This window comes from Acidithiobacillus ferriphilus, from assembly GCF_018854775.1.
Classification (GTDB): Bacteria; Pseudomonadota; Gammaproteobacteria; order Acidithiobacillales; family Acidithiobacillaceae; genus Acidithiobacillus; species Acidithiobacillus ferriphilus.
Genome location: NZ_JAAZTY010000069.1, coordinates 1 through 17,663, shown reverse-complemented (window position 1 = coordinate 17,663; position 17,663 = coordinate 1). Strand labels below are relative to the sequence as shown.

The 17,663-nt window shown below is 52.7% G+C and carries 19 protein-coding genes; 9 read left to right on the top strand and 10 right to left on the bottom strand.

Going from position 1 to position 17,663, the window contains the following annotated elements:
- From HF921_RS05855 to HF921_RS05815, 9 genes are all read right to left on the bottom strand, one after another.
- The coding region (locus HF921_RS05855) for a Y-family DNA polymerase (RefSeq protein ID WP_455692638.1) at window positions 1–364 on the bottom strand (364 nt) is incomplete at its 3' end.
- Between the two features lie 393 nt (window positions 365–757).
- Window positions 758–1,282 carry an ATP-binding protein gene (locus HF921_RS05850; protein ID WP_215893486.1) on the bottom strand — a complete coding sequence of 175 codons (525 nt, stop codon included), beginning with the start codon at window positions 1,280–1,282 and terminating at the stop codon, window positions 758–760.
- Window positions 1,279–1,749 (bottom strand): ASCH domain-containing protein, encoded by a 471-nt coding sequence (locus HF921_RS05845; RefSeq protein ID WP_215893485.1) that lies wholly within the window; start codon window positions 1,747–1,749, stop codon window positions 1,279–1,281. Before HF921_RS05845 ends, HF921_RS05850 begins: the two co-directional genes overlap by 4 nt.
- Window positions 1,709–3,187, bottom strand: a complete 1,479-nt coding sequence (locus HF921_RS05840; protein WP_215893484.1) for a GNAT family N-acetyltransferase — start codon at window positions 3,185–3,187, stop codon at window positions 1,709–1,711. The genes HF921_RS05845 and HF921_RS05840 overlap by 41 nt, the downstream gene beginning before the upstream one ends.
- Window positions 3,188–3,243: 56 nt before the next feature.
- Window positions 3,244–4,266: a tyrosine-type recombinase/integrase gene (locus HF921_RS13325; protein ID WP_226834359.1), complete on the bottom strand. Its 1,023-nt coding sequence runs from the start codon at window positions 4,264–4,266 to the stop codon at window positions 3,244–3,246.
- Window positions 4,267–4,606: 340 nt separating this feature from the next.
- Entirely contained in the window at window positions 4,607–4,984 is a 378-nt protein-coding gene (locus tag HF921_RS05830; RefSeq protein WP_215893483.1) for an alpha/beta fold hydrolase, read from the bottom strand.
- Complete coding sequence (locus tag HF921_RS05825) at window positions 4,965–5,765, bottom strand: epoxide hydrolase family protein (RefSeq protein ID WP_215893482.1); 801 nt, start codon at window positions 5,763–5,765, stop codon at window positions 4,965–4,967. Before HF921_RS05825 ends, HF921_RS05830 begins: the two co-directional genes overlap by 20 nt.
- A 363-nt stretch (window positions 5,766–6,128) precedes the next feature.
- Window positions 6,129–7,277, bottom strand: coding sequence for a Fic family protein (locus HF921_RS05820; protein ID WP_215879609.1), 1,149 nt, complete (start codon window positions 7,275–7,277; stop codon window positions 6,129–6,131).
- A gap of 315 nt (window positions 7,278–7,592) precedes the next feature.
- Window positions 7,593–8,036 carry a YaiI/YqxD family protein gene (locus HF921_RS05815; RefSeq protein ID WP_215893481.1) on the bottom strand — a complete coding sequence of 148 codons (444 nt, stop codon included), beginning with the start codon at window positions 8,034–8,036 and terminating at the stop codon, window positions 7,593–7,595.
- 170 nt (window positions 8,037–8,206) lie between these two features.
- Between HF921_RS05815 and HF921_RS05810 the strand changes: the two genes are divergently transcribed.
- From HF921_RS05810 to ilvD, 9 genes are all read left to right on the top strand, one after another.
- On the top strand, window positions 8,207–8,530 hold the full coding sequence (locus HF921_RS05810; protein WP_064219687.1) for a type II toxin-antitoxin system Phd/YefM family antitoxin: 324 nt from the start codon (window positions 8,207–8,209) through the stop codon (window positions 8,528–8,530).
- A 6-nt stretch (window positions 8,531–8,536) separates the two neighbouring features.
- Window positions 8,537–8,968 carry a putative toxin-antitoxin system toxin component, PIN family gene (locus HF921_RS05805; protein ID WP_215893480.1) on the top strand — a complete coding sequence of 144 codons (432 nt, stop codon included), beginning with the start codon at window positions 8,537–8,539 and terminating at the stop codon, window positions 8,966–8,968.
- Between the two features lie 616 nt (window positions 8,969–9,584).
- Window positions 9,585–10,382 (top strand): hypothetical protein, encoded by a 798-nt coding sequence (locus tag HF921_RS05800; RefSeq protein ID WP_215893479.1) that lies wholly within the window; start codon window positions 9,585–9,587, stop codon window positions 10,380–10,382.
- A gap of 1,038 nt (window positions 10,383–11,420) precedes the next feature.
- Window positions 11,421–12,173 carry a hypothetical protein gene (locus HF921_RS05795; RefSeq protein WP_215893478.1) on the top strand — a complete coding sequence of 251 codons (753 nt, stop codon included), beginning with the start codon at window positions 11,421–11,423 and terminating at the stop codon, window positions 12,171–12,173.
- A gap of 522 nt (window positions 12,174–12,695) precedes the next feature.
- Window positions 12,696–12,965, top strand: coding sequence for a hypothetical protein (locus tag HF921_RS05790; protein WP_215859575.1), 270 nt, complete (start codon window positions 12,696–12,698; stop codon window positions 12,963–12,965).
- A 129-nt stretch (window positions 12,966–13,094) separates the two neighbouring features.
- Window positions 13,095–13,910, top strand: coding sequence for a DUF6671 family protein (locus HF921_RS05785; protein WP_319025476.1), 816 nt, complete (start codon window positions 13,095–13,097; stop codon window positions 13,908–13,910).
- Between the two features lie 55 nt (window positions 13,911–13,965).
- Complete coding sequence (locus HF921_RS05780; protein ID WP_226817552.1) at window positions 13,966–14,523, top strand: hypothetical protein; 558 nt, start codon at window positions 13,966–13,968, stop codon at window positions 14,521–14,523.
- A gap of 67 nt (window positions 14,524–14,590) precedes the next feature.
- Entirely contained in the window at window positions 14,591–15,628 is a 1,038-nt protein-coding gene (gene pyrC, locus HF921_RS05775) for a dihydroorotase (protein WP_215862267.1), read from the top strand.
- A gap of 83 nt (window positions 15,629–15,711) precedes the next feature.
- Window positions 15,712–17,388 (top strand): dihydroxy-acid dehydratase, encoded by a 1,677-nt coding sequence (gene ilvD / locus HF921_RS05770; RefSeq protein WP_064219691.1) that lies wholly within the window; start codon window positions 15,712–15,714, stop codon window positions 17,386–17,388.
- Between the two features lie 77 nt (window positions 17,389–17,465).
- Here the strand turns inward: ilvD and HF921_RS05765 are convergent.
- Window positions 17,466–17,663 (bottom strand): Dabb family protein (locus HF921_RS05765; RefSeq protein ID WP_215893335.1); only part of this gene is annotated, 198 nt, incomplete at its 5' end.

The window sequence follows — 17,663 nt, the reverse complement described above, 5'->3', positions numbered from 1 at the left end:
CGGTCACGTCCAGAAAGGCTTCATCCAACGACAGGGGCTCCACCAGCGGTGTGTAGCTGCGTAGGATGGCCATCACCTGACGAGAGGCCTCTCGATAGGCATCCATGCGGGGGCGGACAAAGATTGCCTGAGGGCAAAGAGAACGAGCCCGGGCCGCAGACATGGCAGAGTGGATCCCAAACCGCCGTGCCTCATAGCTGCAGGTGGCAACGACGCCCCGGCCATTGGGGTCGCCACCGACGATTACAGGCTGGCCGCGGAGTTCTGGCCGATCGTGTTGCTCGACCGCCGCAAAGAAGGCATCCATGTCCACATGGATGATCTTGCGGAGATCAGGGCTGCGCTTTGGTTTTGGGCTTGACAATCTGTAGCCTCCTCGCCTGGCCTGATGAGTCTACCAGATGGGGTCCTCAGACGAGGATGCTGGCCAATGATGTGCATTGGGCGAGGCGATCACCTAGCAGACGATGCTGCTGCTTGCCGAGCGACAAAGGAAAGCGGTAAATTCGTCCAGAGAGTCATGGTCGGTAAGAGACTGATTGCGGACGTTGAGTGTCCAGATATCTGCTCGTCCAACTGTTAGGAATCGATCATGTGGTGGGTGACTTTGTATGCTGAAGTGCACTATATTTTCCGCATGGTTATAATTCTAACGGAGGCACCAACATTTCTCGCCGCTGGAGCGGCGGACTCTATCTCCGAGACTTCTGTGCTAGTTACCCCCGTCAGACCCACTGTAGGTTATTGCTAGTTCACCTCATCCAATCATTCGCTCTACGACATGCGCAAACTGATTCGGTCCCGGTGACATCAGAATCACCATCGGGATGTTAAGGGCGTCGCAAACTGCCCGCGCCTGCCGACGTTCTTCTGCCATGAAGGCAACGATCTCTCCTTCATCTCGTAACACCCGATCCCTTTCATAGATGCGAGTGACAATCAAACTTGGTTCAGCCTCTAGTAACACAACACCGTCAAGATCGAGGAACTCGTATATCTTAACATCTAGAGGCGAGAAATTGCCTTGAGCATTAAGCAGTACAAAATGCCCATCGAGTATCAGTCTCGATCCAGTATCATTGCGACGTTTAACTGCCTGTATCAGCGCCACTTGGTTCTCATCGACATCGGTTACCCGTTTGTCTGTACCCCAGTTGATTAAGGCACGTTCCTCTCGGATCAACGTGCTCGCCGAGGCGTGCACCAGTCCGAGATCTTCCGGGAGCCCGGCAGATAGGTAAGTCTTCCCAACGCCATGGATGCCGGCAAGGAAGATATTCATGTGATATCCTCGGATGGAAACATAGCCTGCATTACTCGGCGGTATTCCTCTGGCTTGAGATACATGAACGACTGGGGAGGCGTAAAGTTTGGAAACAAATATTCTGGGTCAACCTGAACCTCCGCCACCTTAACGCGATCTATCATAACGCCATACATTATCTTCTTGCCCTCAGCGTACAACTTAAGCTCGTCGTAAGTCACGCCGCCGCCGTTGGTGTCTGCCAAGGCCCATAACCTGTCAAAATCGCACTCCTCGATCTGGCCTATGAAAACCACACCGACCAGCTTCTGTACGGGGGCAGACGAGTACACGACCATAACCGCGATCTCCTCTTTGATAGGCCAATTTCGGCGCAACTCCACACGCTTAGTACCGGAAAAAATCATCTCGACATACTTTGGCTTGATCGATAACAGGATCGCTCTACCCTTGGCCTGACCTGATAATTCTGGAAAAAGATCCATCGGAAATCTTCGTAATTGATTGAATTGGTCCATTGACGACTCCAAGCTGTTTTAGGGTTACATATGTCATCGGATTTTCAAGATGCTCAATTAACCTGAAGAGCATTACCTTGGTTTCCGATTGTGCCATACTTTCGATCTCCTCCAATGAGTAGACCGTCCGGCGACTAACTAGTTGTGCGATCTCAGCGCTCGAGGTAGACGAACTATAGCGTTCAATCACCCCAACGGAAGTTACCACACGTTCATTATGAGTGCGGTAGAAAAGCACGATGTCGCCAATCCGTGGCTGCCTGCTTTGCGCGTGGCATAGGTAGGCCAGTTTAATTGCATTGCCTACATGACGCTGGGGATTCCCAGCGGGCAAGCCGTTCACCGGATCTCGCCAGTCCGGGAATAGAATATCATGGTACTTCGGTAAAATGGGCACAAGAAATTTTTGAACAGACGGTCCACTCATGTATTGCGGATAATATCTCCGCACATACTCGAAAGGATTTTTCAAAGGATTCGGCGCGTCGACCGGATGGTCCTTAACGTACACGCTATCTCCCTTATAAATTCCGAAATACTGGAAGCCAAAGTCCTCGATCATCTCTGTGAGATGGGCCTGCTTCTCGGGTTTCACATGCAGGAAAATCCACCCGCATCTGTGTCTGGTCGCGTACTGGAATGCGGCACGCAAGAACAACTCTCCGATCTTCCGCCCACGAACGGCCTCCCCAACTTTGAAGGTGGACAGTTTTAACGCATCGCCCGGCAGGAAGTCACCGGCGTCTGTAATCCTCACCCCTGTTTGTACTGTGTAAATGCATATCGCGGAAATATCTTTGCCCTCTGTATCCCTGTAGACCCATGCATGTCGTCCTTCCCTGGCCTTGCGACTAAACCAATCGTCAAACCCATCGTAGTCGTCCCGGATACTATCGAAAAAAGGACTCTGGAGTCGCTCCATGAGCGTGTGCAACTCGATGTCGTCGATGTTAGCAAGATGAACATCTCCGGGTTCGTGCAAGCGCCGAAGCCAGTCGTTGGCCGACTGAATAAAATATACTCGATCGGAAAGCCCACGTTCTCGCGCTTTTCGGTGAATGCCGATGTCTTCCGTGACTAAAGCATGCGCTGCGTTACACTTCAGCGCGTACAGGATTTCGTTATCACGAGCGTCGTTTGTTGACGTTTCACCTCTATTCCACGGGCAGTGTGGCCCCTGCTGCAGCCGGGTGTACTGCTCCAACCGCGCAAGTGTCCTGTTGCGGCGCTCCTCATTTTGGTCTTCCTGGATATCGTCGATTGAGGCGGTGTGGTAGAGCAATTGATGGCCATGCTCATTGCATAGCCGCATAAAATTGCGAAGGTCTTTACGCAGGACGATCTTTGAGTCCTGCAGAGGAATCAAAATGTTAGTGTCTAGCAAGAACCGGAGGCGTTGAACCAAGTTAATTATCCTTTCCCATCAGGGCGAAAGTCGCATTTATACCAGGGCATCTCATATTAAATCATCGTAATAATGGATGGTGAAACATGTCCGGTCCGGCTGTTTCCGTTACTGACAATCCCTACGGGAGACACATCCTTCACTATGAATCTCGCGTATGTGTCAGACACGCCCAATCTTCGCTTCACATCAGAGCCGCAGCAACGCCGCGTCATGACTCTCCTTCCAACAGACGCTGTTAATTGAGCATACTCTACCAATGACAAAGTGCAAGGTTGGGGGATAGCACGATAATGGTACGGTCGATTTATACCCGCAGCAGTAGGATAAAAAGGCGGCGTGTGCCACGAAGAGGACTTATGAAACCACAGTGAAATGGGAATCATGAGGAGTTTCACGCTCCAAGAAAAGTGGAGATGGACCCACAGAACCGTGTTTAGTCGCATGGATCCAACCTCCATTTGCTCTGCGATCTCCAAGGCGTCCTCCACCTCAATGCCCAAGTACCGTACGGTGCTCTCGAGCTTGGTGTGCCCCAACAAGAGCTGAACCGCTCGGAGATTCTTGGTGCGCTTGTAGATCAGCGTCGCTTTGGTACGCCGTAGGGTGTGGGTGCCATATTCGGCAGAATCTAGGCCAATGGAGCGCACCCATCGCTCAACAATCCGCGCATACTGCCGCGTCGACAAGTGCGGGGAGTCGTGTTTTCGACTGGGGAAAAGATAGTCGTTTTGCCGTAGGCCTGCTTTTTCGATCCAAGCAGCCACCGCTGCGCGGGTAGGTTCGGTAATCTCGAACTGGACGGGTCGCTGAGTCTTGCGTTGCAGGACAATTGCACGGTGCAACAGGCTTTGACCATGGGCTACATCCCTGACGCGCAGGGCCACCAGATCGCAGCCACGCAGTTTGCTATCAATGGCAAGATCAAATAGTGCAAGGTCACGGATCCGAGCTCCCAACTGGAGACGAATCCGAATGGCCCAGACCTCTTGCAACTTGAACGGGCGCTTTTGCCCGACGATCTTGCCTTTGTTCCAGGGCACGGAAGATGATGAGGTTGAACGGGTTCTGGCTTGCATGACACAATCTCCTCTGTGAGACGAGGGAAGTGATCGTTCTCGCACCATTGCTAGAAAGGGAAAGGGCGGTGTTAGACTGATAGCAGTCATTCATTGCCGATGGTCAATTAGCAGCTTCCGACCCATTGCGGTCTTAACCACCCTACGAATTCGTTTCCCGTTTGCGGTCATTCGCAGGAATACGAGCGAAGCGAAAATATGAAGGCACTACCTTTTGAAAAGGTGGGCATTTTGGGCTACGGCTGTTGGCAGTTGTAAACTTAAATCTACCATTGTGTTATTTTCTTGCCGCCGGTTTTTCTGGTTTTCGTATTTTCGCGCCCGATCGAAAGGAAATTCGCTATTTATTTTTGGTTCTAAATTGTCTATAGAATGCTCGAATGTCTTCGGCTAAAAGTTCTGGTTCTTCCATTGCTGCAAAATGTCCACCACGAGGCATTTGAGTCCAACGCGATATGTTGAGATTTTTCTCCGCCCATTCTTTGGGTGGTAACAATACATCCGAGGGGAAAAGTGCCACGCCCGTGGGAACATCAATTTGCCCCAATGGGGGTAAAGAATGGGTGTTTTCAAAATACCTGTGTGCAGAGGAGCCTATGGTATTTGTGACCCAATAAATCATTATGTTGGTGAGCAGTTCATCATTGCCGAATTTCTGGTCAAGCTCACAATTGCAATCGCTCCATGCACGGAATTTTTCAATAATCCAAGCAGCCAATCCTGCCGGTGAATCGGAAAGCCCATAGGCGAGCGTCTGCGGCTTGGTAGACTGGAGAGATATGTACCCACCTTCCTGTGCAATCCATTTTTGAGCGTTTGCTTTGTATTGGCAGTTCTTCTTTGGAAAGCGTTGCTTCATTTTGAGCGGTCATGAGCTGTCTGATTATCCCTAAATCGGTGACATGGATACCCACCAGAAGTTCGGGGTGTGATGCAGCCAGATACCTAGTGACGCCCGAGCCCATATCTCCACCGCCTGCCGCAAATTTTGCGTAGCCGAGTTCTTCAGTCATCAGTTTGGCCCAGAGCTCGGAAACTGTATAATTGTTAACGCCGCCAATCGCAGGTTTGCCGGAAAATCCAAAGCCCGGCATGGAAGGCACAATCACATCGAAAGCGTCATTTGGATCACCTCCGTGCCGTGCAGGATCTGCAAGAAGGGGGATAATCTTCTTGTAGCGTATGAAACTGTCTGGCCATCCGTGGGTAAGGATAATAGGCAAAGGATTGGGTCCTTCGCCACGCTCGTGTACGAAGTGCACATTTACACCATTTACAGTGCAGCAAAACTGAGAAAAGCGGTTCAATTCGGCTTCTTGCGCTCGCCAATCGTAATGTTCCCGCCAATACGAAACGAGCGACTGCAAATAGCCTTTTTCAGTACCCCGTTCCCAAGCTAAATTTTCCAATTGATCTGGCCATCTGATGTGATCAAGTCGATATTTCAGATCGTCAAGTATGCCATTGGCAATTTTGATATTGAAACGTTCAACAGTCATAATGATCTTCCTTCTTTTATGGCGGCCAAGGATAACCCACAAGAGTCAGTCTCCCCTCTGAGTACTCTTCCCAATACAGGACTCTCGCCAAGGACATACACGACCGGCAGATCCTGGCCGATATTACTCGTTTTCAAACTTGACGGAAAGGTCCGCTTCCGCTGCGTACCTGACATTGATAATGAAGGGGGATATCGACCGTGCCTCTATATTTTCGATAATACAGGGCATTGCGGCCGATACAGCAATGCCCGATATTCTTGTGTGGGAAGTCGGCCATCTTCCCCCTTTACTAATATTATAAACACTCACTCACGGACCATGTATAAGTTGTTGAGGATGACATTCTGTTGTTCGTTAACATCAAGTGCTCAACAGGTCTATATAGGATTGAAAACTGTAATTTCGATGTGTCTTTTGGCCGGTTATTTCGGTCACTATACCCATGTCTTCCAGAGTTTTTACAGCGGCGTTGGCGGTCGGAAAACTTGTGCCCAACCTTTGCCTCACCCGTTCCACGGTAAAGCGGGGCATCATGGGTAACATCTCGAACAGCCGGTAACTGGCGGGCCCAACTTTGGACGATACCAGCAGGCGATGGCGGTCTGTAGACATCAGGCTGGCAATCGAAATAATGCTGCGTTCGGCATCGGAGGCGGCGATCGCCACCCCCTCCAGAAAAAATGCGACCCAGGACTCCCAGTCACCTTCGCTGCGGATATTGGAAAGTTGGCGGTAGTATTCGGCTTGGTGCTGCTTGAGATAACCGCTCAGGTACATGATTGGCTCGGCAAGCAGACCCCAATGCTCCAGCAGTGCCGCGATCAGTAGTCGGCCAAGGCGTCCATTGCCATCCAGGAAGGGGTGGATGGTTTCAAACTGGGCATGGACGAGCGCGATTTTCACGAGAGGTGGAAGTGCCGGGGATGTGTCGTGGATGAATCGTTCCATGTCACTAAGCAGGGCGGCGATCCGGTCGGCGGGTGGCGGAACGAAGACGGCGTTGCCCGGACGTGTTCCTCCGATCCAGTTTTGCGAGCGGCGCAACTCACCCGGCTGCTTGGCTGAACCACGGACGCCAGCGAGCAACAAGCGATGGGCCGCACAGAGCAGACGAATGCTGATCGGCAAGCCTTGGGGCGAGCGCAGATTTTCCTGCACCAACCGGAAGGCGCGCAGGTAGTTGGTGACTTCCTCAACATCATCTGTGTTGCTGATCGCAATGCCTGCCTCCTCGTCGAACAGGTCGGTCAAGGTGGCCTGAGTCCCCTCGATTTGCGAAGTCAGCAGGGCCTCCTTGCGAATAGCACTATAGAGCAGCCAATCGACTGATGGAACCAACCCCGACACTCCGGACAACCGTGCCAGAGCCAGTTCGGCATGACGATTCAGGTCGATAAACGACCCTGGCTCCAGCGCGGGCTCAGTGGGCGGCAATGGGTGCGGCACAAAAGCTTGTACCAACTCGCCCAGTGTCGTGGTGGTAACATAGCTACCTGCAGAACGATCCATTTGCATACCCTTTAATCGCCATACAATCTATTAAGGCATTTTTTAATTGGCACGGTCAACATTAAACGATACGTTAATAAAAATCTCTTTCCAAAAACCGATTATGCCGCTTCTTATCCACCTCCGACTCTTTGAGTAACGGCGCGATCGTAGCCTGAGTGGCCTGGCAGTCATGCTACGGCCCTTGTTCTGCTGTGCTCACCTATCGGGAGATGTTCAGGTTATAACCGTTTCTCCCATCTCCTGAATGGCTACCGAATGAGCGAGGCGGTCCTCTTCTTGGCCTTTGATGACTATACCGCACCGCCCAAAGAATCAGGCGCGGGCCAGTAGCTGGTCCAGTGCATTCGCAAATGCCTGGCGGTCCGCTTGGCTCAGGGCAGCGGGGCCACCAGTGCGCACGCCGGAGTCCCGGAGTTGCTCCATCATGTCACGAATCCGCAGGCGCTCGTGGATGGTTTCGGGGGAATAACGCTCCCCGCGCGGGCTGAGGGCATGGCTGTTTTTTTCTAGCACGGCGGCGGCCAGCGGAATATCGGCGGTGATTACCAGATCACCCGCTACGATGTGCCGGACGATTTCCTCATCGGCCACATCAAAGCCCCTCGGCACGACCACAGTGCGGATATAGGCAGAGCCGTGTACGCGCAGAGCTTGATTGGCTACCAGGGTCAAGGGCAGTTTCAGACGATCGCTGGCGCGATACAAAATGTCTTTAATGACGTTGGGACAAGCGTCGGCATCAACCCAGATATGCATGTGACGGCTCTTAGGAATTTTTTGAGTGGGAACACCATGGCACAGATGTGACTTCCCGACAATGTGTGCCTCCACGGAGGACATTCACCCGAGTCTCCCAAACGCCGACTAATGCAGTGTGGTGGCACAGATCCGATGCCGGATTGATCTTGGCATGGCACGAGACCATAATGATCATTATGGTTAATGAGGGTGATGCCATGATTACGGAAACCAACGCGGTCAATTTTCGCCAGAACCTGGGAGAAATGCTCAACCAGGTGCAGTATCGCCACGACAGCGTGATGATTAACAAAGATGGGAAACCCGTTGCCGTGCTCATCGATGCTCGTCTTTTCGAGCGCATTCGCCGGATGCAGGGTCGCTTTGATGCGCTGTGTCAAAGGATCGAAGCGGGATTTTCGCAAGTGCCTGAGTCTACAGGGATGGCGGAGATCGAGGCGGCCGTCGCTCAAGAACGGCGGGAATCGTCCATTTCCGCTGAGGATCACTAACCGTTCATGGCGGCATTGCGGGTGGTGCTGGACACCAACGTGCTGCTTTCCGGCATAGCATACCCGGCCAGCGTGCCGGGCAAGATCCTGACCGCGTGGCGACATGCTTCCATCGAGGTACTGCTATCAGACTATATCCTCGATGAACTGCGCCGGGTACTGCCCCGTCTGGCGCACCGCTATGGGCTGACGGTGGCCGAGATGAGCGATCTGGTAGATATTCTGGCCATCCAAGCAGAACTGATCGCCCCATGGCCTGGGTTGGACCCGCACTTGCGCGACGACAAGGATCAACCGGTGCTGCACACTCTGCTGGCCGCTCTCAAGACGTCTGGTGCTGACTACCTCATCACGGGAGACAAAGACCTTCTGGCGTTGGCTGATCGATATCCTATAATCACCCCAATGGAATTCTGGCGGACGCATGGGGGAGTGTAACTCCGTGAATGGGCGGTTAGCGCTGCCCTGTCGCCGTTGAGCCCTGATGGTCGGCGGTAGACTGGAAGCGGACGTATGGATAGGTTGGAGCTCCTTCATGCTTGACGGGACGGGCTATGAGGGAGAAATTCATCGTTTTGAGTCCATTACAGCGCAATGATCAAGAGGTAAAGCACTTTTCAACGATTGCCAGATGACGAAAGATGGCGGGACAGGTCGGACCGGCATCCAGAGAACCTGAATGAGACTAGGGCTGCTGTAGAAGCCGTCGTTTTGATGAGGGCTGGATGTGCGGATTACCCATCGGGGCCATGACAGTCGCCCACCAACAGGCCGGATACATGTTTGCAGTCGACCCCACCAAATATCTACGACATCTTGCATAGACGGAGAGGTTCATACATGTCTCATGTAGGGCTGACATGAAGAATGGAGTTAATACAATCGGTTATGGTTGAATTGAGTAATGCCACGAGACAAATTGATGCATTCTGTCTGATACGACTCTCTCCAGCGTTACTCGCCCCGACGGTACTTTTGCTCCAGGGTCGCATCTCCTACCCTGAATGAATACTTACAAGGCGATAATCTACTAGATATGGAACTTTGATTATATATGCTTGAGCAAGAACTTGAAGCTTTACTTTATGAGCTTGTAAATGATTATAAATCTAGTTTTGAAACCTTAAAATCAGGCGATCCAGAAGATGTTGATGGTTGGGCATCATCTGTGATTGCATTTTCTCCAGACAGTATGATTGATAAGTTTAGGGGGAAAATAAGAAAAATAGAAAGATTATATATGAAGAAGCATAATGAAATAATAAAAGAAGTATGCGAACCAGTTGGTTTCAGTCCTAATAAATGGCTTATTAAAGATTATGGTTTTATAGAAAAAGAAGTTTCTGGCAATCTTGAATCAGTACATAGAACACTTGTAGAATACAAGTCTACCATGATAAATTTTCTAAATTTTATTAATGAAAATACAGGTATAAGTGGTACTGTAAAACATTTCAAAAGAGGATTTTACGATCCTTTAGATGCTATTTCTGATCTTTTTGGAGAGGGAAGTCACTCAAAATCAGTGAAATCAATAGAAGCTTCTATTGAAGCCATAGAAAAAACTACAGATTCAACTTTTGGCAATTTCATAGAGGCTATTGGCGAAGCCATTGATGATATTAAGGATCGTGTTACTATTCATTGTTTAGATGAAATTGAAAACTTAGAAGAAAACAAGTCTGAAGATTCCGCAAAAATAATAGAATATAAAACATATGATAATATTGGTAGTGATAACTATGATACAAAAAAATCTGTGGATAGAGTTTCCCCATGGTTTTTTGTGCTTGGGGGTTTGGTTACTGGACTGGTTGTGATTGTCGGCCTTTTAGCTATAAAATATCTCTGATTTTACCCTTTTTAAGGGAGTTATAGCATGTACAAGCTTGAAATAAATGGATCTTACAATGGGTTGTATAAAACACCTTTAGATGCTATGAAGGTCGTTGAAAAGCTGGCTAAGCCATATAAATATAAATGGGTTATTTATGATCAATATGGAAAAATCTATGCACGATCGTAATAATATTTAAAAATCTTAAGAAAATCAATTGCAATAGGATTATTGCCATTTTTTAACGTCCAAAATCCATCCCAAGATCACGCTCCCAAGCGGCGCGTAGCCGTTCTCGGATAGTCTGCGCTCGGTTCAGGACAGTTCGCGCAACTGCTGCGATGCGCTCTCTAGCCTGCTCAAGGTGTTCTCTAACTCGTTCAAGCGCCGCATAACGGTCTCTTGCTGCTCGCTCAAAGCGGCGAGTGTCAGCTACAAGTTCCGATACAGATTGGTCGTGACATCCAAGCGCTGCGTCAAAGCGTCCAAGGCCTGCGCGCAACGCATCTCTAGGGATCCCTTCAGAAAACTGAATTTAAAGAACGTGTTTGATAAGGGTCGGATACCGATAATTGTCTATCAATAAATCATATGGTTGCGATTCTCGAAATCCACGCTCAAAATACTTTTGCGGCTTCCCGACGACGTGACGAGTTATGAGAACGCCATGGACAGTCCGCTGGACGTCCGGTTACGCTGCATACTTGCCACTAGAGGTAAAGAGCCCGCCGAGGGGGCGGGAAATCCGCGAGACGTCAGGATGATACTATTTTTTCAGCGAACACTTCTTTGTGTTAACGGACAAAATAGTATCATCCTGCATTTTCAGTTTTGGAGTGAAGGTGTATGCTGATCCACAAATCATCAGATTAGGATACCTGATATGACTCGCCGGCGTTACGCGTTTAAGGAGCGAGGTCGGTTCGGCGCGCATGGGTGACATACCGGACATATTTTATTATGATCCCTGCTTGGTTGGTCTGCATAAGCATAAACGAGCGCTTCGTTTAATCTGAGTTCTGTCACCCTGCAATCACCTGGAGAGCAAAAATAATGAAACATATTATCCTTGTTGTCGCATTGTGTGTTCCGCTTGGGGCAAATGCCAACGTTCTGCGCAACGGATTGGATAGTCTGGGCATCTACGGGCAGATCGTCGGCACACCATCCCGTGTTACAGCCGGTAATGCCTATGGTTCGATCACCGCGTCCGGTGGCAACACCACCACTGGTGTTGGTGTTGCCTTCAACGGCGCCAATTCCGAATGGTGGTTTGCCCATCTGGGATTCGACTATGGCGTAGGGCCGGCTCTCAATGGGGGTACGTATACCATCTACAGCCCCACCGGGGTTAAGGTCGGGAGTGGTCCCAGCCCTAGTAAATTAAGCGGACACTCCCTACAGTTCAATGCGCGGTTCGGTAAAGGGTTTCAGGTTGCCCAGAACGTGATCGTTGGTCCCTACATCGGCTACCAGTGTGCACAATTCACCTTATGGGTGATGGGTCAGTCGGCAGCCTATGTAAACAATGCCCTCGGCGGGGGGGTGTATGGTGCCATCGCTCCGACCAGCCGGATTACCATCAGTGGGCATATTGGATACCTTGGGGGCATTTCCACGAACGCGCCGGGCGCAAATGTGCTGCAGGTTGGCACAAAGGCGGATTACCGTTTTGACTCGTCATGGAGCGGCTTTGTCGGCGCGTACTACGACAGGTATTCGGCTTCCGGTCGAATGGGGACGGCCTCCAGGGACATACGCGTCAATGATGTGCGCGGGATCTTCGGTTTGGCCTACCACTACTAACGAGATTTAGGCAGAGAAAAATGGATCCACCCCCGCAAGAATTAAGGGGCTCGGGTATGATCCCTGTATTGTTGGCGCGCATTTAAAACTGACCACCTGGGGAGCGATCACATTCCGCCAGTTGCGCACGGACTCGATGACCCGTGCATAGCAGCCGGTGAAGCCTTCCTTCTTGATGACTTCAAACAGCATCAGTGCGGTACGTCGGTCGCGCTTGGGCGGCCAGTTTGATCTCTAAGGCTACCCTAGGTATCTGCCCCCGTGAGGCTGAAGCGTTTGTCGGCGGGCAGACCCAATTACGTTCAGTTATTGTTAAATATGATGGTAACTATATTTAACTTTTATTTAAATTTAGCCTCCTCCACACTCCTCCTCAGTCATCGCCCCTCTGAGCGCGCCGACAGACCCGATGGAGAGCATCTTCCCCAGTGTGATATCGGGTGCGAGCCATGAGGTCTCGTGATAAACGCAATAGTAGTGTTCCAGACGATGTCTGTCTTGAATGGAGCAACGGGAGGTTTTATGTCTATTTTCAGGCAGTTGGCAAAACCCGCGGCAGATTTGAGGCTTTCGGCTTTCGAGCTTGCTCAGGACATTGATGCCCTTTCGTCAAAGGGGGTGCCGTCCCATGAAGAATTCAACGGCGCCCACGCCCGGGCGGCAGGGCACTATGTCTGCGTACGTTATCACCACGATCAAGAGCCGTCCCTTCTTAGTATCTATGAGGCTCGCCGTTACTTGGCATGGCTCCGTGCCGGTCACGTTGGAACCCACTGGAATGTGACGGATTAACCAAATGAAGTCGGGGTTGCCCTGGCAACCCCGTGGCCTGTGCTTTTTTGGGAGTCATGCCATCAAATGCGTGAGATAGAGCATGCAAAAGATTCGCGTTTGAAAAACGCCATCTACAAGGATTCAAGCGTGGCCTTACTTACCCAGCACGGCAAGGAGAAAGTTGTTGCTCCTATACTGGCCGCCGCCATTGGTTGTGAGGTCGCACTGGTGACAGGCTTTGACACGGACCAACTGGGTACCTTTACCCGCGACATCCCCCGTGCCGGCACCCAGATCGAGGCGGCGCGGAAAAAGGCACGCATCGGCATGAAGTTGGCGAATTTGCCCCTGGGACTCGCTAGCGAAGGCAGCTTCGGACCGGATCCGTTTACCGGGCTGTTTTCCCTGAACATAGAAATGATGGTCTGGATCGACGATACGCTCGGAATCGAAGTGGTGGGAGTTGCCTCGGGTAGGACCAACTTCTCTCATCTGCTCGCTGCCAACTGGGAGCAGGCCGAGGCATTCGCCCGCGCGGCAGATTTTCCCGAACACGGGATCGTAGTGCGCCCGCGCCATGAGGACGACTCCCGCGTCCGCAAAGGGATTGCCGACTGGGAATCGCTGCGTGAGGCCTTTTTCTGGGCCTGTGGCGAGGCGGACAACGGCCGCGCCTTCCTGGAAACCGACATGCGTGCGCATATGAATCCCATGCGCATGGAGATGGTTGCCCAAGCCTCACGGGATCTCGCCCACAAGCTTCGCGCCCCATGCCCGATCTGCAATACGCCCGGTTTTCAGATCGTGGAGCGCATCCCCGGCTTGCCTTGTGAGGATTGTGACTCCCCGACACGGGACACCCGGGCGGACATCCACCGTTGTGCCAGGTGTGGCCATCAAGTCGCGCTGGAACGTCCGGAGAAGACCGCTCCAGCGGGCCACTGCGACTGGTGCAATCCGTGAATCAGAAACGACAGACAGCCATATGTCGGCAGCCCGAGTTGAGGAGTATCCCATTATGACAACGATTACCGAGGCAGTACGGGATGTTCCAGTAGCATGTCTGTTTCTTTTCGTTCGGAGAACAGATGATCTTGCCAACGCCTGCCAGCAGGTCGAGGCGTTTCTTGCGTTTTGTCGCAGCCGCCAAGGCGATTCCTTTGCCAATGAACGTTTCTTGGGCGTATGGGTGGATGAGCACACAGTCACCAGCCTTCCTCAAGAGTGGGTATGGCCATTGTCAGCCACTCAGACCCTTCTTCTGACGATACGGGAAACTTTTGCCTTGTGGGGTATCTGGTCAATCGCCTCGATCGAGGCGGTATGCCGGGAGACTAATGAGGGGATGGGGCTTTCCCATAATCTATTGCTTGATGCGCTGATTGCGCTTACGCAGGGAAACACCGGAACCGTTGGCGCTTATTCACCGGTTTTCGCGCGTGGCACACCCGTGGAGCAAGTGTATGCAGAGATCAATCAACTGAATCTCCGGTATCCGCTGCGGATTGCCGACCCGATTTATTGCGACCCGGATACGGGTGCTTTGTCCTTACAGGACGAATTGTCATGCCATTGAAAAAATGAACCAGGTAAAACCTGCTCCGGATGGTTATACTCCGACTTTGTGTACCAGGAGGGTAGCAATGGTGAAGCGACTCACTCTCATACGCCCCGACGATTGGCATCTCCATCTTCGGGATGGCGCGATGATGGCCGCGGTACTCCCCGACACGGCGAGGCGTTTTGCGCGCGCCATTGTCATGCCGAATCTTCAACCTCCCATCACGACAGTTGATTTGGCGCATGCCTACCGCGACCGCATCCTCGCGGCACTCCCAGCGGATATGCGCTTCGATCCGCTCATGACCCTTTATCTCACGGACAATATGCCGGTGTCCGAGATCGCGAAGGCAAAAAATAGTGGCTTTGTGCAGGCGGTCAAGTATTACCCGGCCGGCGCTACCACCCATTCCGAGCATGGCGTGACCGATCTGAAGCGTGCCTATTCGGTGCTCGCGGCGATGGAAAAGCAGGATCTGCCGTTGTTGATGCACGGCGAAGTGATCGATCCGAGCGTGGACGTGTTTGACCGTGAGGCGGTGTTCATCGACCGACACCTCATGCCGTTGACGCGCGATTTTCCCGGCCTGCGCATGGTGCTGGAGCATATTACCACACGCGCGGCGGTCGAGTTCGTTCGGCAGGCCCCCAACACCGTCGCCGCGACGATCACCGCGCATCATCTGCTGCTCAACCGCAACGCGCTGTTCGAGGGCGGGTTACAAGCACATCATTACTGTCTGCCGCTCCTGAAGCGGGAGACGCAGCGCGCAGCGCTTGTCGCCGCAGCCACGAGCGGCAACCCGAAATTTTTTCTCGGCACCGACAGCGCGCCGCATCCGCGTCAAGCCAAGGAGTCCGCCTGCGGCTGCGCTGGCATTTATACCGCACATGCGGCGATTGAGCTCTACGCAGAGATTTTTGAGCGAGCCGGTGCGCTTGACCGACTGGAGGCTTTTGCGAGCTTCCATGGACCGGATTTCTACCGGTTGCCGCGCAACCGGGATACTCTCACCCTGGAGCAGCAGAGTTGGAGGGTGCCTGAAGAACTGCATTTCGGGAAGGACACGGTCGTGCCGTTGCGCGCTGGAGAAATGATAACGTGGCGAGTGGTAGCATGAGCAGGCACCTGGCAGTGGCCCGTATTTTAACCAAAACTTCCGCTGTTTCGTTGTGGTGGACTACATGATTAGGAGAATAACGAATGTCTGACAACCGCAGAAGTAAGACTGTCACTCAGGGCGTGCAGCGTTCGCCCAACCGGGCCCTGCTGCGCGCGGTGGGGTTTGGTGATCAGGATTTCGACAAGCCTATCGTCGGCGTGGCGAATGCGCACAGCAGCATCACGCCCTGCAATGTCGGCATCGGCGCGCTCGCCGCGCGTGCGGAAGCGGCGCTCAAGGCGGCTGGCGCGATGCCGCAAACGTTTGGCACCATCACTATTTCCGACGGCATTTCGATGGGCACCCCAGGCATGAAATATTCGCTGGTGTCGCGCGAAGTCATCGCGGATTCGATTGAAACCGTCTGTCAAGGCCAGAGCATGGACGGCGTGCTCGCCCTCGGCGGCTGCGACAAGAATATGCCGGGTGCCATGATCGCCATTGCCCGCATGAACATTCCGGCGATTTTCGTTTATGGCGGCACCATCAAACCGGGTCACTACCAAGATCGTGACCTGACCATCATGAGCGCCTTTGAGGCGGTGGGGCAACACACCGTCCATAAAATAGACGACGAAGAACTGCTGGAAATCGAGCGTCGCGCCTGCCCTGGCGCGGGCTCCTGCGGCGGCATGTATACCGCCAATACCATGTCTTCCATCTTCGAAGCCATGGGCATGAGCTTGCCGTACTCCTCCACCATGGCGGCGGAGGATGCAGAAAAGGCCGAAAGTGCGGCGCAGTCCGCAGAGGTGTTGGTCAACGCGATCAAAAACCAAATTCTGCCCCGTCAGTTATTGACGCGGCAGGGATTTGAAAACGCCATTGCCGTGGCCATGGCAGTGGGGGGCTCCACCAATGCGGTATTGCATCTGCTGGCCATTGCGCATGCGGCACAGGTGCCTCTGACCATTGATGATTTCGAGGCGATGCGCAGGCGTGTGCCGGTACTGTGTGATTTAAAGCCATCAGGCCGCTATGTCGCTACCGATCTGCATCAGGCGGGCGGCATTCCCCAGGTGATGAAAATATTGCTCGCCCATGGCGTGTTGCACGGTGATGCGCTGACCATCACCGGTCAGACTGTTGCGGAAGTTTTACAGACGGTACCGACAGAACCGCGCACTGATCAGGAGGTGATACGTCCGTGGAACAACCCCATTTATGCCCAAGGGCACCTCGCCATCCTAAAGGGCAATCTCGCGCCGGAAGGCGCTGTGGCGAAAATAACCGGCTTTATAACGCACAAGATCACTGGTCCAGCACGCGTTTTTGAATCCGAGGAGTCTTGCATGGAAGCGATCCTGGCGCAGAAAATCAAGCCCGGCGATGTCGTGGTCATCCGCTACGAAGGACCCAAGGGCGGTCCCGGTATGCGCGAGATGTTGTCTCCCACCTCGGCGATCATCGGCGAGGGACTGGGCGATTCGGTTGGTCTCATTACCGATGGTCGCTTTTCCGGGGCGACGTACGGTATGGTGGTCGGTCATGTCGCGCCGGAAGCTGCAGTTGGGGGCATGATTGCCCTCGTCATCGAGGGTGACTCGGTGACTATAGATCCCGAACAGTGTTTGCTGCAACTCAATGTGTCTGAGGAAGAGATCGGACGCCGCCGTGCCGTCTGGCAAGCACCCGCACCACGCCACACGCGCGGCGTGCTGGCGAAATATGCCAAATTGGTTTCCTCGGCAAGTAAGGGAGCTGTCACAGATTTATGAGCAAAACTGAATGGGATGTCTATGCGCTGAAGCGGCGCGTCCCAATCGGTCTTTTACCGCCTGCCGGCCCGCTCCGGTCATAGGCTTTCCATGGCGTAGTCGATACTGATTTCTCGGTCGGCCACAGGTCGGAAACGCCGGTTGGTGAAGGCCACATAGTCGGGGTGCTCGTGGTAGGAATTGATTACTTCCGGTGCTGCAAAACGCACCTGCCAACAGTAGCGGTATTGAGCGCGTTCTCTCATCGCCTTACCCGTAATCACTGACCGCACTCC